24 protein-coding genes are annotated in these 20,617 nt (G+C 71.0%); 9 read left to right on the top strand and 15 right to left on the bottom strand.

Annotation, left to right across the window (positions count from 1 at the left end; translation table 11 throughout):
- Positions 1-9: 9 nt before the first annotated feature.
- Together VLY81_RS00375 and VLY81_RS00370 are read right to left on the bottom strand one after the other, a co-directional pair.
- On the bottom strand, positions 10-531 hold the full coding sequence (locus VLY81_RS00375) for a hypothetical protein (RefSeq protein WP_324669021.1): 522 nt from the start codon (positions 529-531) through the stop codon (positions 10-12).
- The gene (locus tag VLY81_RS00370) at positions 528-1,061 is read right to left on the bottom strand and encodes a hypothetical protein (protein ID WP_324669020.1); all 534 of its coding nucleotides are present in this window, start codon (positions 1,059-1,061) and stop codon (positions 528-530) included. The genes VLY81_RS00375 and VLY81_RS00370 overlap by 4 nt, the downstream gene beginning before the upstream one ends.
- Before the next feature lie 105 nt (positions 1,062-1,166).
- Here VLY81_RS00370 and yyaC point away from each other — a divergent pair, with 105 nt between their 5' ends.
- The gene (gene yyaC / locus VLY81_RS00365) at positions 1,167-1,796 is read left to right on the top strand and encodes a spore protease YyaC (protein ID WP_324669019.1); all 630 of its coding nucleotides are present in this window, start codon (positions 1,167-1,169) and stop codon (positions 1,794-1,796) included.
- Here the strand turns inward: yyaC and VLY81_RS00360 are convergent.
- From VLY81_RS00360 to rpmH, 13 genes are all read right to left on the bottom strand, one after another.
- Positions 1,769-2,032 carry a YkuS family protein gene (locus tag VLY81_RS00360; RefSeq protein ID WP_324669018.1) on the bottom strand — a complete coding sequence of 88 codons (264 nt, stop codon included), beginning with the start codon at positions 2,030-2,032 and terminating at the stop codon, positions 1,769-1,771. The genes yyaC and VLY81_RS00360 overlap by 28 nt on opposite strands.
- 46 nt (positions 2,033-2,078) lie before the next feature.
- Positions 2,079-2,726, bottom strand: a complete 648-nt coding sequence (locus tag VLY81_RS00355; RefSeq protein WP_324669017.1) for a phosphoribosyltransferase — start codon at positions 2,724-2,726, stop codon at positions 2,079-2,081.
- A 61-nt stretch (positions 2,727-2,787) separates the two neighbouring features.
- Positions 2,788-3,228, bottom strand: coding sequence for a bactofilin family protein (locus tag VLY81_RS00350; RefSeq protein WP_324669016.1), 441 nt, complete (start codon positions 3,226-3,228; stop codon positions 2,788-2,790).
- Between the two features lie 31 nt (positions 3,229-3,259).
- On the bottom strand, positions 3,260-4,210 hold the full coding sequence (locus VLY81_RS00345) for a M23 family metallopeptidase (protein ID WP_324669015.1): 951 nt from the start codon (positions 4,208-4,210) through the stop codon (positions 3,260-3,262).
- A gap of 169 nt (positions 4,211-4,379) precedes the next feature.
- On the bottom strand, positions 4,380-5,306 hold the full coding sequence (locus VLY81_RS00340; protein ID WP_324669014.1) for a ParB/RepB/Spo0J family partition protein: 927 nt from the start codon (positions 5,304-5,306) through the stop codon (positions 4,380-4,382).
- Positions 5,275-6,066, bottom strand: coding sequence for a ParA family protein (locus tag VLY81_RS00335; RefSeq protein WP_324669013.1), 792 nt, complete (start codon positions 6,064-6,066; stop codon positions 5,275-5,277). The genes VLY81_RS00340 and VLY81_RS00335 overlap by 32 nt, the downstream gene beginning before the upstream one ends.
- Positions 6,067-6,075: 9 nt before the next feature.
- Positions 6,076-6,942 (bottom strand): ParB/RepB/Spo0J family partition protein, encoded by an 867-nt coding sequence (locus tag VLY81_RS00330; protein ID WP_324669012.1) that lies wholly within the window; start codon positions 6,940-6,942, stop codon positions 6,076-6,078.
- Between the two features lie 58 nt (positions 6,943-7,000).
- Entirely contained in the window at positions 7,001-7,762 is a 762-nt protein-coding gene (gene rsmG / locus VLY81_RS00325; RefSeq protein ID WP_324669011.1) for a 16S rRNA (guanine(527)-N(7))-methyltransferase RsmG, read from the bottom strand.
- A gap of 43 nt (positions 7,763-7,805) precedes the next feature.
- The gene (gene jag / locus VLY81_RS00320) at positions 7,806-8,597 is read right to left on the bottom strand and encodes an RNA-binding cell elongation regulator Jag/EloR (protein ID WP_324669010.1); all 792 of its coding nucleotides are present in this window, start codon (positions 8,595-8,597) and stop codon (positions 7,806-7,808) included.
- On the bottom strand, positions 8,594-9,214 hold the full coding sequence (locus tag VLY81_RS00315) for a YidC/Oxa1 family membrane protein insertase (protein WP_324669009.1): 621 nt from the start codon (positions 9,212-9,214) through the stop codon (positions 8,594-8,596). The genes jag and VLY81_RS00315 overlap by 4 nt, the downstream gene beginning before the upstream one ends.
- A gap of 45 nt (positions 9,215-9,259) precedes the next feature.
- Complete coding sequence (gene yidD, locus VLY81_RS00310; RefSeq protein WP_324669008.1) at positions 9,260-9,490, bottom strand: membrane protein insertion efficiency factor YidD; 231 nt, start codon at positions 9,488-9,490, stop codon at positions 9,260-9,262.
- Positions 9,487-9,810, bottom strand: coding sequence for a ribonuclease P protein component (gene rnpA / locus VLY81_RS14440; protein WP_405001271.1), 324 nt, complete (start codon positions 9,808-9,810; stop codon positions 9,487-9,489). Before rnpA ends, yidD begins: the two co-directional genes overlap by 4 nt.
- A gap of 35 nt (positions 9,811-9,845) precedes the next feature.
- Complete coding sequence (gene rpmH, locus VLY81_RS00305; protein ID WP_324669007.1) at positions 9,846-9,983, bottom strand: 50S ribosomal protein L34; 138 nt, start codon at positions 9,981-9,983, stop codon at positions 9,846-9,848.
- 538 nt (positions 9,984-10,521) lie between these two features.
- Between rpmH and VLY81_RS00300 the strand changes: the two genes are divergently transcribed.
- From VLY81_RS00300 to gyrA, 8 genes are all read left to right on the top strand, one after another.
- Complete coding sequence (locus VLY81_RS00300) at positions 10,522-11,424, top strand: ATP-binding protein (RefSeq protein WP_324669006.1); 903 nt, start codon at positions 10,522-10,524, stop codon at positions 11,422-11,424.
- A 155-nt stretch (positions 11,425-11,579) separates the two neighbouring features.
- Complete coding sequence (gene dnaA / locus VLY81_RS00295; protein WP_324669005.1) at positions 11,580-12,890, top strand: chromosomal replication initiator protein DnaA; 1,311 nt, start codon at positions 11,580-11,582, stop codon at positions 12,888-12,890.
- Positions 12,891-13,211: 321 nt separating this feature from the next.
- Positions 13,212-14,342, top strand: a complete 1,131-nt coding sequence (gene dnaN / locus VLY81_RS00290) for a DNA polymerase III subunit beta (protein WP_324669003.1) — start codon at positions 13,212-13,214, stop codon at positions 14,340-14,342.
- Positions 14,343-14,369: 27 nt separating this feature from the next.
- Positions 14,370-14,597 carry an RNA-binding S4 domain-containing protein gene (locus tag VLY81_RS00285; RefSeq protein WP_324669002.1) on the top strand — a complete coding sequence of 76 codons (228 nt, stop codon included), beginning with the start codon at positions 14,370-14,372 and terminating at the stop codon, positions 14,595-14,597.
- A gap of 3 nt (positions 14,598-14,600) precedes the next feature.
- The gene (gene recF, locus VLY81_RS00280; RefSeq protein WP_324669001.1) at positions 14,601-15,746 is read left to right on the top strand and encodes a DNA replication/repair protein RecF; all 1,146 of its coding nucleotides are present in this window, start codon (positions 14,601-14,603) and stop codon (positions 15,744-15,746) included.
- A gap of 48 nt (positions 15,747-15,794) precedes the next feature.
- Positions 15,795-16,121, top strand: coding sequence for an extracellular matrix regulator RemB (remB, locus tag VLY81_RS00275; RefSeq protein ID WP_324669000.1), 327 nt, complete (start codon positions 15,795-15,797; stop codon positions 16,119-16,121).
- Positions 16,122-16,229: 108 nt separating this feature from the next.
- A complete protein-coding gene (gene gyrB / locus VLY81_RS00270; RefSeq protein WP_324668999.1) occupies positions 16,230-18,125 on the top strand; it encodes a DNA topoisomerase (ATP-hydrolyzing) subunit B in 1,896 nt (631 codons plus the stop codon).
- Positions 18,126-18,164: 39 nt separating this feature from the next.
- A complete protein-coding gene (gene gyrA / locus VLY81_RS00265; RefSeq protein ID WP_324668998.1) occupies positions 18,165-20,615 on the top strand; it encodes a DNA gyrase subunit A in 2,451 nt (816 codons plus the stop codon).
- Positions 20,616-20,617: the final 2 nt, after the last annotated feature.

Here is a 20,617-nt window from a genome sequence, read left to right as displayed (position 1 = left end):
AGGTCCCCCTTAGTATAGGCGCCGCCGCGTCGTCATTGCAAAGACCCAGTCGAGGGCCAGGGCCACCAAGGCGGTCCATCCCGCGACGGGGTAGAGCAGGTGGACCGCCTCCACGAAGCCCTGCCGTGCGATAGGTAGGACCGATGCGATGGCCAGTCCGGCTGCGACGGGGCCGGCCTGGCGGTCCCCGGGCACCATGAGGCGCCCCAGGCCGCGGAGGGGGGTGACGAGGGCGGACGCCGCGGCCACCGCGGTGGTATAGGCCGCACCGGCGAGAAGGGCCGTGTGAACCAGGCCCGCGGACGGGTGCAGACGCGCCGCCGCCGCCGTGAGGGGCATGGGATGGGCGTCGCTTCGTGCCAGGTCGACCGTCCACAGGCCGGCCCCCGCCACGAGCCCCACCATGAGTCCGCCCAGCGCACAGGCCCGGCGGGTCGCCGTCGCTCCGAGGCGCAGCTCGCCCGCCAGCCGCTCCACGGCGGCGCGGCCGAACAGCGCGTCGCCCGCGGCGTAGACCGGCGCGCCGCTCACGCAGGGGCGCCATCGGGCGCGCCAGGCGGCCTGGCGGCGGTCGCGTCGAGCAGGTCGAGCGCGCTCGCGGCGCCCCAGGCGAGTGCCTCCGCCAGCACCGCGGCGGCGATGACCGGCCCGACCATGCGACTGATGGGGGCCAGACCCCGACTCGCCGGTAAGGCGGCGCCGGCCCAGGCGGCGAGGGCGGCCGCCAGGAGGGAGCGCCCCTGCGTCGAGGCCGCTGGGGCGGCCAAGTGCGCCAGGGCGGCGAGGGTCGCCGCCAGGGTAGTCCACGCGAGCATCACGCTGGTCAGGCGGAGCACGGCGGGAGGGGGCGAGGGCCTCCGGGCTTCTCCCGGAGGGGCCGCCATCAGGCCGATGAGAAGTCCCACGCCGACGGCCGTCAAAGGCCCCGCTCCGGCGCAATGCCCCAGGAAGAGGACCAGCTCGCGCCCGCTGGCGAAGCCGGCTCCCACCACCGCGGCGAACAGGGTCCAGGCCACCGCGCTCGCCGCCACGATGCCGCCGGGCCCCTGCACGTCAGGCACACCGGTGTATACGTGGCGGCGGCCCGACATATAACGTGAACGTCAGCCTGGGCCGCCGTATCGGCCCTTCTCACCAGGCTCCCACGGGGGCGGGGAGAGTCGGAGTTGAAGTCGCGCGCCAGTGGCAACCACGCGTCGGCGCTCCGGGAGGGCGCCGCCGAGGATGGGCTCGTCGGCCGGGTCCATTACCGGGACCCGCAAGCGGCGTGGCAGCTGGCCGACTACCTGCTCCGGCTGCTGGAGCCCCATCCCGGCGCCTGGGAGCAACCGGCCGTGGTCTGCATCGGCACGGACCGCTCCACGGGTGACGCGCTGGGCCCGTTGGTCGGGTCGCAGCTGGCTCGCCTGGCCCCCCAGCTAAGGGTCTACGGCACGCTGGACGAGCCGGTGCACGCCACCAACCTGGCGGAGACCCTGGTGCGTCTGGCGCGCGCGTCGCCCACCTTCGTCCTGGCCATCGACGCCTGCCTGGGTCGCGCCGAGAACGTCGGCAGTCTCACCGTCCGCTCAGGCCCCTTGCGCCCAGGGACAGGGGTCCGCAAGAGCCTGCCGGCGGTGGGCCACGCCCACATCGTCGGGGTCGTCAACGTGGGAGGTTTCATGGAGTACCTGGTGCTGCAGAACACTCGGCTCGGCATCGTCTGGCAGATGGCCCAGGTCATCGCCGCTGGCGTCGTGCATGCCGCCAAGCAGGCCAGCGAGCTGCTTCACATGCGAAGCCGCGCCTTCTCGTGAACGGCCGCCACGACGGCCCGCTCGTCGAGGCCTCGCGCCTCGATCACGGGTGCCTCGGTCCGGCGCCTGAGGTCACCCGTGATGTCCGCGTCCATGCCGCTCAAGACGACGACGGCCACCTGCTCCAGGGGCGCGCCGTGGAGCGACCGCACCTCGTAGCCGGCCCGTTCCAGCGCGGAGCGCAGCCGCATCATCTCGTCGTCAAGGGCCACGATGGGGCGGCGGATCTGGGTCACGGGGAGACTCCCTCCTCGCCCCTAGCTTGGGCCGCTGCCGACCACGTCATGCCCCGGCGGGGCGAGGGGGTGTGGCCAGCTCCTGGAGGAGCGCGACGACGACGGCGTCGTCGACGGGGCGAAAGTCGTCGTACCAGTGGCCAACCGACTCCAGGTCGGACGGGGTCGTGAGCGCCACCAGGCGGTCACACTCGTCGAGGATGAGCCGGGCGCTGGCGCGGGCGGCCACGGGTGCAGCGACCACCACGGGACGGGCCCCCATGCGGCGGACGTAGCGGGCGGCCGCGATGGCCGTGTAGCCGGTGGCGAGCCCGTCGTCGACGATGAGGGCCAGCTGCTCCTGGATGTCCGCGAGCGGCCCGTACAGGTGCTCGCGCCGGCGCGCCTCCTCCAGCGCCGTCGAGACCGCCTGGTGGAGCTCTCCGGGCTCGATGCTGAGCGCCCGGATGGCCTCCTGGTTGACGACGGCCGTGCCATCGGGCGCGACGGCGCCGATGGCCAGCTCGGGATTGGGAGGGCAGGCCACCTTCTTGACCGAGACGGCGCGCAGGGGCCACGCGAGCTGCCTTGCCACCTCGGCCGCCACCACGATGCCGCCCCTCGGGATGCCCAGGACGCAGCCGGCCCCTGCGGCGTAGGGAGCCAGCAGAGCCCCCAGCCGCCGGCCCGCGTCAGCCCGGTCCTTGAAGCGCAAAGCCCCGTCACCTCGCTGTCAGGGCTCGGCGTGCGCCCCGGGGTGCGCCCTCACTCTATGGTCACTCGGTGGCGGCGTCACGTGGCTGGGGTGGGAGGCGGCTGGGTGCGACGGAATCCGCGGCCCTGCGGTCGGGTGTGGTCATCGCACACTTGCCGTCGAGGCGGCCGCCCTCGTTGACCACCAGGATGGGGGTCTCCACGTCGCCGCGGATGCGTCCCGAGGCCGCGAGCTCGAGGCGGGCGGTGGCGTGCACCTGCCCCTGGACCTCGCCCGCCACCAGCACCGAGGCGGCCTGCACGTCGGCCACCACGACGCCGCCCTCTCCCACGATGAGGTCGCCGGTGGTTTGGATGGTGCCCTCCACACGCCCGTCGACCCGCAAGGAGCCCGAGCCCTTCAGGTCCCCCTTGACCTCGGTCCCCTTGCCCACGATCGTCTCCACCGCGCCGGGATCGGGGGGGCCGGCCGGGGCCTGGACGTCACGACGCGACCGGATCACCGGTGGTTTGCCTCCTTCGCTGGATGTCTGCTCAGGGCAGGTAGTTGAGCGGGTTGACGGGGCGGCCGTTGACCCGCACCTCGTAGTGGAGGTGGGGGCCGGTGCTCAGGCCCGTCGACCCCATGGCGCCGATGACCTGCCCCTTGGTGACCCGCTGGCCCACCTTGACCTGAATCCGAGAGAGGTGTCCGTACAGGGTCTGCCGGCCGTAGCCATGGTCGATGACGATGGTCAGACCGTACCCGGAGCGGCGCCCGGCCGACACGACCTGGCCATCGGCGGCGGCCCGGATGGGAGTTCCCACCATGCCGGCGATGTCGACCCCGTAGTGGTAGTCGGACTGGCCCGTGATGGGATGCGTACGCGGCCCGTACCCCGAGCTCAGCCAACCCTCCGTCGGCCAGATGGATGGCGTGTGAGCCCTCATCCGGACGAACTCGAGGGTCCGCGACCGGAGGGCCTTGAAGTGGTCGTCGTACGCCTGGATCCGGTCATCCGCGTAGCGCAGGGCGGCCGCCACGATGGGGATCACGTCAGGCGCCGAGAGCGGCCCGCCCTGGCCGGTCGGCCTGTCGCCCTGGGCGACCTGCCGCACAGGGGGCAGCGCGGGCGGCGGCACGGCGTCAGCGCGGGCCAGCATCTCGCGCAGCTCCGCACTGGCGACGGCCAGCCGTTGGAGCTCTTGCTGGATGCCCGCCGCCTCGGCCATCAGCGCCTCGAAATTGCTCTGCTCATCGATGTAGGCACGCTCGAGGGTGGCATACCGGTCCAGCTGGAGGGCCAGCCGTCCGCTCAGCAGGGCCTGCCGGTGGAGAGCCGTGACGTAGGAGTTGGAGAGCCAGAGGAGAGCGACCAGGACGAGGCCGACCGCCGCCCGTAGCGCGTCATAGGTCCGTCGCCGCAGGCGCAAGGAGCGAACGACGCCGCCGTCGTGCGGGACGATGGCGATGGTGATGTAGGGCTCGCTCCGCTTCCTCGCCATCCAGGCGGGCAACCTCCGTTATCGTTCCCCACCCCGTGGCCCTGGGGTTCGACACCGTCATTGTCGACTCCTGCCAGGGCTCGATCGGGGCCGCCGGGGCTCGAATCCCCGATGCCCGCCTGGGGCCGTGAGAGATGTTCCACGTGGAACACGGGCGAGACCCGCTCGCTCAGCGCAGGCCGCCGATGGCCACCCGGTCGTCGACCTGCCCGAGCAGCTCGACGAGACGCACGAGATCCTCCTCGCCGTAGAATTCGATCTCGATGCGGCCCTTGCGACGCCCCTCGCGGATGACGACCCGGGTGCCCAGGGCCCGCTCCAGGGCCGCCTCCACCTCGCTCCACCGCCGCTCCGACTCGTCCGAGGCCGCAGGCCTCCGGTGCCCTCCGCCCGCCCGCCCCACCCCTGTGGCCTCCCGTCCCTGCGCCAGCTGCCGGGCCAGCCCCTCCGTCTCCCGTACCGACAGCCCTGCCTCCAGCACGCGCTGCGCCAGCTCCACGCGCGCCCGGCCGGGCGGCGCGGCCAGCAGCGCCTTGCCGTGTCCTGCGCTGAGCCGGCCGGCCCGCAAGGCCTCCCGGATCTCGGGCTCCAGCTCCAGCAGCCGCAGGGTGTTGGCCACCGTGGGCCGCTTGCGCCCCACCGCCTGCGCCACGTCGTCCTGGCTCAGGCCGAACTCGTCCATCAGCCGGCGGTAGGCCTCGGCCTCCTCGAGGGGATTGAGATCCTCCCGTTGCAGGTTTTCCACCAGGGCCATCTGCAGCATCTCGCGATCCTCCACCGGACGCACCACGGCGGGGAGGCTCGTCAGGCCCGCCAGCTGAGCCGCCCGCCACCGGCGCTCGCCCACCACCAGCTCGTAGCGCACCGGCTCTCGCCCGACGACCGGACGGACCACCACGGGCTCCAGCACGCCGTGCGCCCGGATGGAGGCCGCCAGCTCCTGCAGCTCATCGTCCGCGAACTCGCGGCGGGGCTGGTAGGGATTGGGCGCCACCTCGCCGATGGCCACCTCGCGCAGCCGCCCGCCCTCGGGCCGGGACGTCGCGCTCTCCGGTATCAGCGCCCTAAGCCCTCGCCCGAGCGCTTGACGGCTCATACCGCATCACCTCCTCCGCCAGGGAGCGATAGGCCTCGGCCCCCCGGCACTGGGGGTCGTACAGGACGATGGGCTTGCCGTAGCTCGGCGCCTCGGTGAGTCGGACGTTTCGAGGGATCAGGGTCTCGAAGACCCGCACCCGCCCCTCGAAGAAGGAGCGCACGTCCTCCACCACCTGCTGCGAGAGGTTGGTGCGAGAGTCGTACATCGTCAGCACCACCCCCGCGACGCCGAGATCGGGGTTGAGGTGCTCCCTCACCATCTCCACGGTGCGCATCAGCTGGCTCAGCCCCTCCAGCGCGTAAAACTCGCACTGGATGGGCACCAGCACCTTGTGGGCCGCCGCCATGCCGTTGAGGGTCAGCAGCCCCAGCGACGGGGGCGAGTCGATGATGACGTAGTCGTAGCCGTCCTCGACGGGCTCCAGCCCGCGCTTGAGCCGAAACTCACGGGAGAGCGCGCTGACCAGCTCGATCTCCGCGCCCGCCAGGTCGATGGTAGCCGGCGCCACCTCCAGCCCCGCCACCTCCGTCGGCCGGATGATGGCCTCGATGGGCTGCTCCCCCATCAAGACGTGGTAGATGCAGGCGGGCAGCCCCCGCTTGTCGATCCCCACGCCCGTGGTGGCATTGCCCTGGGGATCGACGTCCACCAGGAGCACCCGGTGCCCCGCCACGGCCAGGTAGGCGGCGAGGTTGACCGCGGTCGTGCTCTTGCCGACCCCGCCCTTTTGATTGACCACCGCCAGGATCCGAGCCAATCTCCTCGTTCAACTCCTTCCGCGCCGCTCGCGCCCGGACGACTTGGCCTTGGCCAACTTGACGACGAAGGTCCACGCCGCGTCGTCCTCGCCTTCCTCCAGAGCTGCTTCGAACCCCGCCTTGCGGGCCTGACGCACCACTTGGCGCAGCCCGTTGACGAAGATCCGGGCATCCCCGTAGACGGCCCGTACGCGTCGCCGCCGCGCCCGACCCTGCAGCAGCCCCTCGACCAGACGCTCGCTCTCCTCGGCGCTGAGCTGGCGCTCCGCGATGGCCTTGACCGCCTCAAGCTGCTGCCCGGGGTCCTCCAGGCGGAGCAGACTCCGGCTCTGACGCTCCCCGAGGCCCCGCTCGCGGATGACGGCCCGCACCTCCTCGGGCAGTCGCAGCAGGCGCAGCTTGTTGGCGATGGCTCCCTGGCTGCACCCGAGCCGCCGCGCCAGCTCCTCTTGCGTCAGGCCGAACTCCTCCATCACGCGGCGGAAGCCCTCCGCCTGCTCCAGGAAGTGGAGCTCGGCGCGCTGCAGGTTTTCGATGAGGGCCCACTCGGCCGCCGTCCGGTCGTCGGCATCCCGTACGATGGCCGGCACCCTGGCCAGGCCGGCCATCTGAGCTGCCCGCCAGCGCCGCTCGCCCGCCACCAGCTCATAGCCATCCTCGACCCGCCGCACGAGGATGGGCTGCAGCACACCGTGCTCCTGGATGGACCGGGCCAGCTCCTCGAGCTCGGCCTCGGGCAGGCTGCGCCGGGGCTGGTAACGCCCCGGACGGATCTGGGCGGTCTCGATCCACTGGACCTCCACGCCGCCCTCCGCCGCCGGGATGGGCTTGGACGTGGCCGTCGCCTTGCCCCGCAGCAGCTCTCCCAATCTCACGCGTCCGTCTGCGCCTCCTTGCCCGCCGACTATGAGCCGGGCTGGTTGGCCGCATTCTTCAAGGCCTGTCCGCCTTCCTCTCGCTAAAACCCGAGACGCGTCCCAGCTGGCCGGGACGACGCGGAAACGCCGCCGGCGTCGCGGCCTCCTTGCGCGAAGTGATGACCACCCGCTCGATGGGGCCCGGCAGCTCCAGCCGATGGGCCTGCGGCTCCGCCAAGCCCAGCGCGGGCGCGATCCGCCGCCCCGCCTCCCACTCATCGACGAAGCGCGGCCCCTTCATCACCAGCGCCACCCCACCCGGTCTCAGCAGCGGTGCGCACAGCTCCAGGCTCAGCGCCAGGCTCCCCACCGCCCGGATGGTCGCGAAGTCGAAGCGCTCCCGCCAGCTCGGATCCCGGCCCAGCTGCTCGGCCCGCTCACGCACCACCCGGACGTTGGGGAGCCCCAGCACTCCCACCGCCTCCTCGAGGAAGAGGGTCTTGCGCAGCACGGACTCCACGAGGACCACCCGCAACTGGGGCCGGACGACGGCGATGACCAGCCCCGGGAAGCCGGCCCCGCTGCCCACGTCCACGACGGCGCCGCGGGCCTCGGGCCCGATCCACCGGCCCAGGGAGAGGGAGTCGAGATGGTGCTTGACCAGCACCTCGCGCCGGTCACGCACGGCGGTCAGGTTGGTCCTGCGATTGGCCTCGAGCAGCAGGGACGTTAGCTGGCCTAACTTCCTCGCCATGTCGATGGCAATTTCGACACCGAGCGCCCCGGCCCCCTCGACGAGGGCCTCCACCTCGCCCCGCTCCACACCCCTCGCCTCCATGACGAGGGGGCGGCCGTCACCGGCCGCCCCCTGACGCCCCAACCTACGACGGCCCCGCCCTGCGCGTCGTCGACCGGCCGCGTGGTCGCTGCCCGGCAGGCAGCTGCTCCTCCCCCTTCGGAAAGATCACCACCCGGCGATGGGGCTCCTCGCCCTCGGAGCGGGTCGCCACCGCCGGGTCGTCCTTGAGCGCGAGGTGGACGATCCGGCGCTCCGCGGCGCTCATCGGCTCCAGCGCCACCCGCCGCCGCTCCTGGCGCACCCGCCGTGCCGCCTGCTGCGCGACCTGCCGCAAGGCCGCCTCTCGCCGGCGCCGGTAGTCGCCGGCGTCCAGTACCAGCCTCAACGGCTCGGGCCCGTGCTCCCGGTTGGCCACCACGTTGGCCAGGTACTGCAACGCGTTGAGCGTCTGGCCCCGATGGCCGATGAGCAACCCCGCCCGCTCGGAGACCACGTTGAGCTGATAGGCGCCCGGCCCCATGCGCCGCGTCTCGACGGCACCGGGGATCCCCATCAGCCGGATCACCTCTCGCACGAAGGTGCGGCCGCGCTCCAGCCGCTCGCGATCGCCCTCCTCGCCGGAGGTGGTACCCCGGGCGGGCTCCTCGCCATCGGCATGACCGTCCGGATGGGGCTCCGGCTCGGTCCCGGGATGCTTGACCGTCACCCGCACCCGCGCCAGCCGCCCCCCGATCCAGCCCAGCAGGCCCTTGTTGGCCTCCTCGAGCACCTCCACGACCACCTCGTCACGCTCGACGCCCAGCTCGTCGAGCGCGGCCTCCAGCGCCTCCTCCACGTTGCGTCCGGACTTGACGACGGAGCGAGGGGCACTCATGAAGCCCTGACGCCTCCTCTCGCCTCCACCAGCCGCCGCTGGAAGAACCAGTACTGGGCGTACGTGAACAGGCTGCTCACGGTCCAGTACAGCGCCAGCCCCGTCGGAAAGCTGGCCGCGAAGACGGCGCTGACCAAGGACATGATCAGCATGGTCTGCCCCTGCCGGGGATCCGTGAGCGACACCTTCATCGATATGTACTGGGACCAGCCCGTGAGGATGGGCCAGACGAGGTAGGGGTCGCGCACGCTCAGATCCCAGACAAGGAACAGGCTCCCCTCTGGGAGCCGCCGCAAGGCGAGGAAGAGTCCCCACAGGATGGGAAGCTGCAGCAGCGACGGGAGGCAGCCACCGAAGGGATTGATCTTCTGCTCCCGGTAGAGCTCCATCATGCGGCGCTGGAGCTCTTGGGGGCGATCCTTGTACTTCTTCTGCAGCTCCTGCAGCTGGGGCTGGATGCGCTTTTGCCCCTCGAGGGCTCGAAACTGCGCCACCCCCAGGGGCAACAGCACCAACCGCACCAGGAGCGTCAGCCCGATGACCGCCAGCCCGTAGTTGCCGGTCACGGCCCGCAGCTGCTCGAGCAGCCACCACAGTCCATTGGCCAGTTGATCCACGGTCGCCCCTACCGCCTCTCTGCGCGTGACCCCTGGGAGCGCGCCTCAAGGGACGGGGTCGTATCCGCCGGGGTGCCACGGATGACACCGGGCGATCCGTCGCAGGGCGAGCCACGTCCCCTTTACGGCCCCGTGCCGCACCAAGGCCTCCTCGGCATAGGCAGAGCAACTGGGATAGAAGCGGCAGACAGGCGGCGTCCAGGGCGAGATCCACCGCCGGTAGACGCCCACCACGGCAGCCAGACCCCGCCCGAGAGGCGAACCGCCCCCGCTCATGCGGAGCCGACCCATGCGCCCGCTCGCTTCAGTGCAGTCCGTAGCGCTTCCCTCAGTTCGCTGAATTCGGCGTCGCGACAACCCGGGCGCGCCGAGAGGACCACGTCCGTCCCGGGCCGCACGCCCTCAAGCTCCAGCCGGAGCGCCTCCCGCAGGCGCCGGCGGACGCGGTTGCGTGTCACCGCCTTGCCGACCCGGCGGCCCACCGCGAAGCCGACCCGCACACCTGCACACGGCCCTGGCGCTGCCCATGCGGTCACCAGGTGCGTAGCCCCACGCCGCCCCGAGCGAAAGACCCGATCGAAGTCGCGCCGGACCACCAGACGGTAGAGCCCTGGCCCCCACCGCCGGCCGCTCAGCGCACGGTCAAGCGGGCCCGGCCCTTGGCCCGCCGGCGCTTCAACACCTTCCGCCCGCCAGGCGTGGACATCCTCCGGAGAAACCCGTGGACCCGTCGGCGATGGCGGCGCTTCGGCTGGAACGTTCTTTTCATGCTCTTTCGAACTCCTCCGAAATGCTCCGAAGCCACCCCGGATGGGGCCTCTGGCGTGATGAGACGCTGTCGGCGCCAAAAGCGGCAGGTTCGATTATAGCCCTGGGCTTTTCGGAACGTCAACGCCTGCCCGTCCGCCGCCCCGGCTCTTGGGACCCCTTGCCTGGCCTCCCCCCTCCCTCTTAGACTCACGATTGCCCGGTCGAGCGGCCGGCTCTGCCTGTGCACTCTCCCGTCGACAAGCTGTGGGTAGCCTGTGCGAAAAGCGCCGCCGACCGGGCAGGGGGATGGGGGACGGTCGTTGTGAGAGCCGCGCGGACCTTCACTTTTCACGGGGTGTGCGAGCCCGACGACCTTCTCTCCTCGCGCCCGCGGGCCTGCTCGCGCGGCCCCGTCGAGGCTTGCTGGGGCGAAAACGAGCTGTGGATAACCCGGGGATATTGTGGATATTGGCCCGCCGCGTGCCGTGCCCTGTCGACCTTTTCTCAGCTTTTCGCCGCCCCCGAAGGAGGCGCCTAGAAGAGGCCGGGACGCCGACATGGAGACATCCGTGCGCTCGCACTCGCTCATCCGATTTCCATCGGTGGAGGCAAGGGACGCCGCGGACGACGCGCGCCTGGTCTCCTTCACCCCCGCCGCCCGGCTCCAGCCCAGCGACTCCTCGGCCTCGCTCAGCGTGCGGCTGGCCGTCTACCCACCCGAGGGGGGCTTGCCGGCCGTCTACGATGTCTGCGCGACCGAGACGGGCGCGCTATTGGTCGAGGCCTGCCGGCGCAGCGCGCAATGGGTCAGGGATGTGGGCAGCCCCGTTCCGGCCGAGGCCGTGGTCGCGGTGGTCGAAAACCTGATCCACGCTCACTTCCAGCTGGCCACGGTCTCCATCGCGCCCGACGGCTCGGTGACCGTCTCCGATCAGGGCCCCGGCATCCCCGATAAGCAGCGGGCCCTGCTCCCGGGCTTCACCACCGCCACGGCGCAGATGCGCCGGTACATCCGTGGCGTGGGCTCCGGCCTCACCATCGCGACCGCGTTGATGGAGCGCGTCGGCGGGGAGCTGCGCATCGACGACAACCTGGCCGGCGGTACCGTCGTCACCCTCTCGCCGCGAAGGGCGGCCCCTTCGGCCGCGGCTTCCGTGGCGGCGGCGCCGGCCTGCGTCCCGACCGCCCCTTCTCGTCGTGGCGTCGAGGCTCTCACGGCCCGTCAGCGGCGGTTGCTCCTCCTCGCTGCCGACCTGGGAGAGATAGGGCCCAGCGCCGCCTCCCAGCACCTCCGGATGAGCTTGACCACCGCCTTCCGCGAGCTGGTGGTCCTGGAGGGGCTGGGGCTGGTCGCACCCAACGGGTCCGGCAAGCGCCGGCTCACTGCCGAGGGCGCGGCGGCTGTCGAGCAGTTGCTGAGCCAGCGGGCGGGCGGACTTTCGCCCCACTCGCTGGCCTGAGCGCGCATCACCATCGCGGGGGCGTGCCTGGCCCGGTCAGAGGCCTGGCCGCGTCGGCCCGGAGGGCCGACGGCCAATGACCTGGAGGGCAGAAGATGGGCTCATTGTCTGACCTATGGCATACCACGGTCTCGATCGTCGTCGAACGTGAGGGGGTGAGCCCTGGCTTCGACGCGTGGCTCAAGGGGGCCCGGCCCCTCGCAATGGACGGCCCCCGCCTGCTGGTGGAGGTGCCGGATCCGTTCACCCGTGACTGGGTCCGCTCCCGCTACGGCAGCGCCCTGGATGCGATCCTCTCCTCCCTGACGGGCCGGCCCTGCTCGGTGCAGCTGGTCACCCCTGGCGAGGTGCCCCCCGCGCCGTCGGTCGGGGGCGTGCCCATCGATCCCCCATCGGCCTCCCGCGACGGGGTGCGACCGGCCGACGAGGAGGCCCTCCCGGCCGCCATCGGTCTCAACCCTCGCTACACCTTCGACAGCTTCGTCGTCGGCAACGGCAATCGCTTCGCCTACTCGGCCTGCCTGGGGGTGGTCTCCAACCCGGGTGGCCCCTACAATCCCCTCTTCCTCTACGGCGGGGTGGGATTGGGCAAGACGCACCTCATGCAGGCCGTGGCCCACGAGCTGGCGCGCACCCGCCCCAGGATGAAGGTGCTGTACGTCACCACCGAGGCCTTCACCAACGACCTGGTCGACTCGCTGCAGCGCCGCAGCATGCCCGAGTTTCGCAATCGCTACCGATCGCTGGACGTGCTGCTCCTCGACGACGTCCACTTCGCCGCCGGCAAGGAGAGCACGCAGGAGGAGTTCTTCCACACCTTCAACACGCTTTACGAGGCGGGTCGCCAGATCGTCCTCTCCAGCGACCGGCCCCCGTCGGAGATCCCCAAGCTGGAGGAGCGCCTGCGCTCGCGCTTCGCCTGGGGCCTGCTGGCCGACATCCAGCCGCCCGACTTCGAGACGCGCCTGGCCATCCTGCGCAAGCGCTGCGAGGCGGACGGGCTCGAGATGCCCGACGACGTGCTGCGCTACGTCGCCGAGGTGATCCGCTCCAACATCCGGGTGCTCGAGGGGGCCCTGCGCAAGGTGGCCACGGCCTCGAGGCTGGCGGGCACGCCCCCGACCCTCGACCTGGCCATCGAGGCGCTGCGGGACCTGGCCGAGTCGCAGCACCGTGCGGTCACCATCGACCGCATCCAGAGCGTCGTCAGCGAGCACTTCGGCCTCACCCCCGCCCAGCTCAAGGGCAAGAGCCGGGCCCGGGAGCTGGCCCTGGCTCGCCAGATCGCCATGTTCCTCTGCCGGGAACTGACCCAGGCCTCGCTCCCGCACATCGGCGAGCAGTTCGGCGGGCGCGACCACTCGACGGTGCTGCACGCGGTGGACAAGGTGCAGAGCCTGGCCCGCCGCGACCCAGCCATCGCCGATCTGCTGCGCCACCTGCGTCAGCGGCTCACGCGCCCTTGATCGAGACCGTGGTGCGAATCGCGTGGATAGGATGTGACCGACCATCGAAATCCTGTGGACAGATCGCCCCCGTTGCCCACAGCCACGGACGGTCTCGAGACGCGCCGCCGCGCCGTCCCCACCCTCTCCACGTGGCGCCGAGCGGTCCTTCCACAGCTCCCGACCCCGCCGAGGAGCGTCGCACCGGGACGCCCGCCGTTGTCCACTCTTTGCACAGGCCTTACTGGGACCTCTACTGTCTTGGCCATGGGGTCCTTGGTCCGATAGGTCGGACCAGATCGTCGTCTTCAGCAGATCGACCGGAGAGGAGCCATCCCGCCCATGATCGTCACATGTGCTCGTGAGCGCCTCGCCACGGCCCTGGCCCTGGCCGAGCGGGCAGCCGCCACCGGCGAGAACCTGCCCGTGCTGGGGGGCGTCCGGCTCCACGCCGCCGGCGGGCGCCTGGAGCTGGCCGCCACCGACCTGGAGATGTCCGTCTCGGCAGGCGTGGAGGCCCTCGTCGAGGAGCCGGGGGAGAGGGTCGTGGATGCCCGGCTCTTCTCGGCCCTGGTGCGGCGGCTGCAGGGGCAGGACGTGGGCCTGCGGTCGGGCGCCGACGGCCAGGTGTTCGAGGTGAGAGCCGGGGGCTCGCGATTCTCCCTGGTCTCGATGGCGGCCGACGAGTTTCCGGAGCTACCGCAGCTGGCCGATGGTTGGCGGGTGCAACTGCCGGCAGGCGACCTGGCACGTGCCATCACGCAGTGTCGCTTCGCCAGCGCGGTCTCGGACCAGCGCCCCGTGCTGAGTGGCGTCTTGCTCGAGAGCGAAGAGGGGCTCCTGCGGCTGGTGGCCACCGACAGCTCACGGCTCGCCTACCGCGAGATCCCCATCGCCGGGCTCACGCCCTTCGGCAACGCGGGGCTTTTCTCCCCTCGTGCCATCTTGCCGGCCCGTGCGCTGGAGGAGATGCGGCGGATGTGCGCCTCGGTGGATCCCGACATCGCGGTGAGCCTCTCCCTGGGCGAGCGTCTGGCGGAGCTCGAGGTGACCACCGCTCGCCTCACCACCCGCCTCATCGAGGGCAACTTCCCGCCGTACCGGCAGGTCTTCCTGGACGACCTCCCGAGCCGGGTGCGGTTCCGGCGGCCCTCCTTGCTCGATGCGGTGCAGCGGGTCGCCCTCTTGAGCCGCCGTGGGCCCGCGGTCGTCCAGATCTCCGTGGAGGAGGGCCAGGTGCTCTTGCGCAGCGCTGTGGCCGACTCCGGCGAGGGAGAGGAGAGGGTCGAGGCGTACGCCGAGGGGCCGGGTTTCACCGTCGCCTACCAGGCCCGCTTCCTGGAAGAGTTTCTCAAGGCCTTCGACGAGGAGGAGGTAGAGCTGGAGCTGGGCGATCCTGCCCGCCAGGGCACCTTCCGGATCGCCGGCGATCCTGGATACCGCTATATAGTGATGCCGTGGCGCACGGGCTAACCGGCGTCCCGGGGAGGCGAAGGTCGCGTGGCAGCCGTCCCTGTCAGCATCCGGGTCGAGCCCATCGAGCTGCAGCAGTTCCTCAAGCTGAGCGGGGCCGCTCGCACGGGCGGAGAGGCCAAGACGCTGGTGGCGCGCGGCCTGGTCAAGGTCAACGGCCTGAGGGAGTTGCGGCGCTCGCGAAAGCTCTACCCGGGTGACGAGGTGGAAGTGGTGGGCCGAGGGCAGTTCGTCGTCATCGCGCGGCTGGGCTGAGCCGTGAGGATCGTCTCGCTGCGGGTGGCGCAGTTTCGCAACTACGAGTCCGTGGAGCTCGAGCCGCACCCCCGTCTCAACCTCGTCGTCGGCCCCAACGCGCAGGGCAAGACCAACCTCCTCGAGGCCATCTGGGTGCTTGGAGGTGCCCGCTCCCCTCGAGCCAGCGACCCCCGGGCCATGATCCGGTTCGGCCACCCCCAGGCCGTGGTGGAGGCGCGGCTCTCCTTGGACGCCACGGGAGCCGAGCGCGATCTGCGCCTCGACTTGCGGCCGGGCGGCCGGCTTTTTCGCATCAACGGCAAGGCCATCACGCGCCATGCCGACGTGCTCGGCACGCTGGCAGCGCTGTGGTTCTCGCCCGACGAGGTGGACGTGGTACGGGGCGGCCCGGCCCATCGCCGGCGCTTCATCGATCTGATCCTGGCGCAGGCCGATCCCCTCTACCGGGCGGGCCTGTTGCGCTACGTCCAGGTGCTGCGCCAGCGAAACGGGCTCTTGCGCGCGGCCGTCAAAGGGGCCTCGGCGTCGGCGGCCCTGCTGGCGATATGGGACGAGGAGCTTGCGCAGAGCGGGGCGGAGCTGGTGGTGGGCCGCCTGGGGCTGCTACGCGATCTGGCGCCCGTCGCCTCCCTCGTCTACCAGCGCATGGCGGGCGACGGTGCCCCCCTGGAGGTGGCCTACCAGGCACGCTACGACATCGGACCCTCGGGGTCACCCGACGCGGAGGCCGTCCGGGAGGGGCTGCTGCGACGGCTCCAGGCGCTACGGGTCGCGGAGCGGGCCCGGGGCGTGACGCTGGCGGGGCCCCACCGGGACGACCTCGTGGTGCGCGCGGGCGAGACCGATCTGCGTCACTACGGCTCCCGAGGGCAGCAGCGGATGGCGGCGGTGGCGCTGTTCGTGGCGGCGTGGGAGTGGATGCGGGCCCGGCTGGGGGAGGCGCCGGTGTTGCTGCTGGACGACGTCACCTCGGAGCTCGACGAGCTGCGCCGGCGTCGGCTCCTGACCGTCCTGCCCGCCGAGGCGCAGACCTTCATCACGGCTACCGAGGCGTCGCTGCTGGAGGGCGCGGGCCCCTCTCCCGGCGCTCCGGGCAGGACATGGAGGGTTTCGGCCGGTCGGCTGGAACTTGTTCCGGGCCGCTGATGGGCGGCCGGCCGGCTCCAAGAGGTCTTCGACGGAGGCGAGTGCGGCGTGTACGTCCACTTGGGAGACGACGTGGTGATCCGGGCTCGGGACGTGGTCGCCATCGTGGATCTGGCGGCCCTGCAGCGGCGCGGTCTCGCTCTCGACAAGATCCTGGGGTCGGGTGACCACGTCGCCGTCACCTGGGTAGGGGACGGGGTCGGCACCTCGCTGGTGGTGACGCCCGGTCGCCTCTACGTCTCCCCCATCTCTCCCATGACGCTGCGTCGCCGCGCCAGCATGCCCTGGTCGGGCGAGCGGGACGGCGACGGGTCGCCCGTGGTCGTCGGCCGGGGCCGCCGTCGTGCTGGACGGCGCCGGCGCCGGGGGGCCTGACGGAGACCCCCGGGGTATAATGAGCCTGGACCTCGGCCGCTCTTGCTTTCATCGTGGAGGAGGCTTCCCTTGACGCCCTCGCGCGGTTCGCCTCAGCGGGACAACCCCGTGACGCCTTACGGCGCTCAGCAGATCCAGGTGCTCGAAGGCCTGGAGGCGGTGCGCCGCCGCCCCGGCATGTACATCGGCAGCACCGACGAGCACGGTTTGCACCACCTCGTCTGGGAGGTGGTCGACAACAGCGTCGACGAGGCGATGAACGGCTTCTGCACCCAGATCGAGGTGCGGATCCATCCCGACGGCTCGCTGTCGGTGGACGACGACGGGCGGGGCATCCCCGTCGACGTCCACCCCCGCACCGGCCGGCCGGCGGTCGAGACGGTGTTGACCACGCTGCATGCCGGCGGCAAGTTCGGCGAAAACGGCGGCTACAAGGTGAGCGGCGGGCTGCACGGGGTCGGCGTCTCCGTGGTCAACGCGCTGTCGGAGTGGCTGGAGGTGCAGGTCCGTCTCAACGGACAGGTCTACCGTCAGCGCTACCAGCGGGGCAAGCCGACGACCGAGCTCGAGGTCATCGGGCCCACGGACCGCACGGGCACCCTGGTGCGCTTCAAGCCCGATTCCGAGGTCTTCGAGACGACGGCGTTCGACTACGACACCATCTTGCAGAGGCTGCGCAACCTGGCCTTCCTCAACGCCGGGCTGGAGCTCCGTCTCATCGACGAGCGCAGCGGACGCAGCGATACCCTCCGCTACGACGGCGGCATCGTCGAGTTCGTCCGGTACCTCAACCGCAACAAGGAGCCGTTGCACCCCACGGTCATCTATGCCCGCCGCGAGCTCAACGGCACCCAGATCGAGATCGCGCTGCAGTACAACACCGGCTACCTGGAGACGGTCATCCCCTTCGCCAACAACATTCACACGACCGAGGGCGGCACCCATCTGGCTGGCTTCCGGGCGGCGCTGACCCGCACCCTCAACGACGCGGCGCGCAAGCTCGGCATGCTCAAGGACGGCCAGGACAACCTGACCGGCGACGACGTGCGCGAGGGGCTCACCGCGGTCGTGAGCGTCAAGCTGCAGGAGCCCCAGTTCGAGGGGCAGACCAAGACCAAGCTGGGCAACAGCGAGGTGAAGGGCTGGGTCGACTCCGTCGCCGGCGAGGCCATCGCGCTCTTTCTGGAGGAGCATCCCCAGGAGGCGCGGCGCATCCTCGACAAATGCATCACGGCGGCCAGGGCCCGGGAGGCGGCCCGCAAGGCCCGCGAGCTGACCCGGCGCAAGAGCGCCCTGGAGAGCGGGGGGCTGCCGGGCAAGCTGGCCGACTGCATCATCACCGACCCCGAGCAGTGCGAGCTCTTCCTGGTCGAGGGCGATTCGGCAGGCGGCACCGCCAAGCAGGGGCGGGACCGGCGCTTTCAGGCCATCATGCCCCTGCGGGGCAAGATCCTCAACGTCGAGAAGGCCGGCATGGAGAAGATCCTCGCCAACCTCGAGATCCGCGCCATGATCACGGCGCTCGGCACGGGGGTGGGCGAGGAGTTCGACATCTCCAAGAGCCGCTACGGGCGCATCATCCTGATGACCGATGCCGACGTCGACGGGGCCCACATCCGCACCCTGCTGCTCACCTTCTTCTACCGCTACGCCCGCGAGTTCATCGAGCAGGGGCGGGTCTACATCGCCCTGCCGCCGCTCTATCGCGTGCGCAAGGGCAAGCAGGAGCGCTACTGCTACTCCGATGCCGAACTGGAGCGGGTGCTCAAGGAGATGGGCTCGAGCGGCGTCGAGATCCAGCGCTACAAGGGTCTCGGCGAGATGAACGCCGAGCAGCTGTGGGAGACCACCATGAACCCCGAGACCCGCACCATCTTGCAGGTGACCATGGAGGACGCGGTGGCCGCCGACGAGATCTTCACCATCCTGATGGGCGAGCAGGTGGAGCCACGGCGCCAGTTCATCCAGCGGCATGCCCGGGAGGTCCGCAACCTGGACGTCTGACGCCCAGGCACGACCGCACGCCGGACGGAGGCTTGCTCAATGGCCGAGGAGCAGCGGATCGGCAAGGTCATCCCCATCGAACTCGAGGACGAGATGCGGCGCTCCTACATCGACTATGCGATGAGCGTCATCGTCGACCGCGCGCTGCCCGACGTGCGCGACGGCCTCAAGCCGGTCCAGCGCCGCATCCTCTACGTGATGAACGAGCTCAACCTCCGTCCGGACCGTCCCCACAAGAAGTCGGCAGCCGTCGTGGGCGAGGTGATGGGGAAGTACCACCCCCACGGGGATGCGCCCATCTACGAGGCCATGGTGCGCATGGCCCAGGACTTCTCGTATCGCTATCCGCTGGTCGACGGGCACGGCAACTACGGCAGCGTCGATGGCGATCCGCCGGCGGCCATGCGCTACACCGAGGCGCGCCTGTCCGCCATCGCCATGGAGATGCTGCGGGACATCGACAAGCAGACCGTCGACTTCGTCCCCAACTACGACGGCACGCAGCAGCAGCCGGTGGTCCTGCCCGCCCGCATCCCCAACCTGCTCATCAACGGGGCCTCGGGCATCGCCGTCGGGATGGCGACCAACGTGCCCCCCCACAACCTGGGTGAGATCGTCGACGCCCTGGTGCTGCTCATCGACCGGCCCGACGCCAGCGACGAGGAGTTGCTCGCCGTCGTCAAGGGGCCCGACTTTCCCACGGGTGGCATCATCATGGGGGTCCAGGGCATCCGCGACGCCTATCTGACCGGACGGGGCCACATCCGGGTGCGGGCCCGCCTGTCGACCGAGCCCATGGGGGGCGGCCGGGTCCGCATCGTCGTCACGGAGCTGCCCTACATGGTCAACAAGGCCACCCTCATCGCCAAGATCGCCGACCTGGTGCGGGAACGGCGCATCGAGGGCATCACGGAGGTGCGCGACGAGTCGGATCGGGAGGGGCTGCGGATCGCCATCGAGCTGCGGCGCGACGCGCAGCCCCAGGTGATCATCAACCGGCTGCTCAAGCACACCCAGCTGGAGGATACCTACGGCGTCATCATGCTGGCGCTGGTCGACGGCACCCCCCAGGTGCTGACGCTGCGCCAGGCGTTGCGCCACTACCTGGACTTCCAGGTGGAGGTAGTGACGCGGCGCACCCGCTTCGACCTGGAGCGGGCCCGGGAGCGCCTGCACATCGTCGAGGGCCTGCGCATCGCGCTGGATCACATCGACGCCATCATCGAGCTGATCCGCTCCTCGCCCGACGAGGCCACGGCCCGGCGAGGGCTGATGGAGCGCTTCGGCCTGACGGAGCGCCAGGCCACCGCCATCCTCGAGATGCAGCTGCGCCGCCTGACGGGTCTGGAGCGCGAGAAGCTGGACCGGGAGCATGCCGAGCTGACCCAGACCATTGCCCGCCTCACGGCCATCCTGGGCGATGTGGGCGAGGTGTACCGCATCATCAAGGAGGAGCTCCTCGAGATCCGCCAGCGCTTCGCCGATCCCCGGCGCACGGAGATCCAGGAGGAGGCATCCGAGGTGTCGGAGGACGACCTGGTGGCTCTGGAGGACGTCGTCATCACCCTGACCCACAACGGCTACATCAAGCGCCAGCCGACCTCCACCTACCGCAGCCAGCGCCGGGGCGGGCGGGGCATCTCGGCCATGGCGACGCGCGACGAGGATTTCGTCGAGCACCTCTTCATCGCCACCACCCATACCCGGGTGCTGTTGTTCACCGACATGGGCCGGATGTATCACTTGAAGGGGCGGGAGATCCCCGAGGCCTCCCGGGGCGCCCGGGGCACCTCCATCTACAACTTGCTGCCCATGTCGGCCGCGGAGTCGGTGGCGGCGGCCATCGCGGTCACCAGCTTCGACGACGGGCGCTACCTCTTCATGGCGACCCGCAACGGGATCGTCAAGAAGACGCCGCTGTCGGAGTTCGCCACCAACCGCCAGGGCATCATCGCCTGCCACCTCGACGCCGACGACCGCCTGGTAGGAGTGCGCCTGACCGAGGGCGAGCACGAGATCTTGCTGGTGACCCGAGATGGGCAGGCGGTGCGCTTCGCCGAGGAGGACGTGCGCCCCATGGGAAGGGCCAGCCGGGGCGTCATCGGTATCCGCCTGGAGCCCGGCGACCGCGTGGTGGCCATGGACGCCGCCCGCCAGGGGGCCGACGTCCTCATCGTCACCGAGCAGGGCTACGGCAAGCGCACGCCGGTAGAGGAGTACCGTCTGACGCGGCGGGGCGGCAAGGGCGTGCGCGCCATCGGACACAGCGACCGCAACGGCCCCGTGGTCGGCATGCGGGTCGTCGAGGAGGACGACGAGGTGATGGTGATCTCGGTGCGGGGGATCATGATCCGACTCGGCGTCTCGGGTGTCTCCCGGCAGGGGCGCACGGCCCGAGGCGTGGTATTGATGCGACTCGACGAGGGCGACGCCGTGGCCGCGCTGGCCCAGATCGCCGCAGCGCGCAACGGCGACGAGGAGCCCAACTGACC

Source organism: Limnochorda sp. LNt (genome assembly GCF_035593265.1).
Taxonomy (GTDB): domain Bacteria; phylum Bacillota; class Limnochordia; order Limnochordales; family Geochordaceae; genus Geochorda; species Geochorda subterranea.
The sequence above is the reverse complement of the archived record's forward strand: the minus strand, read 5'-3'. Positions and strand labels throughout refer to the sequence as shown.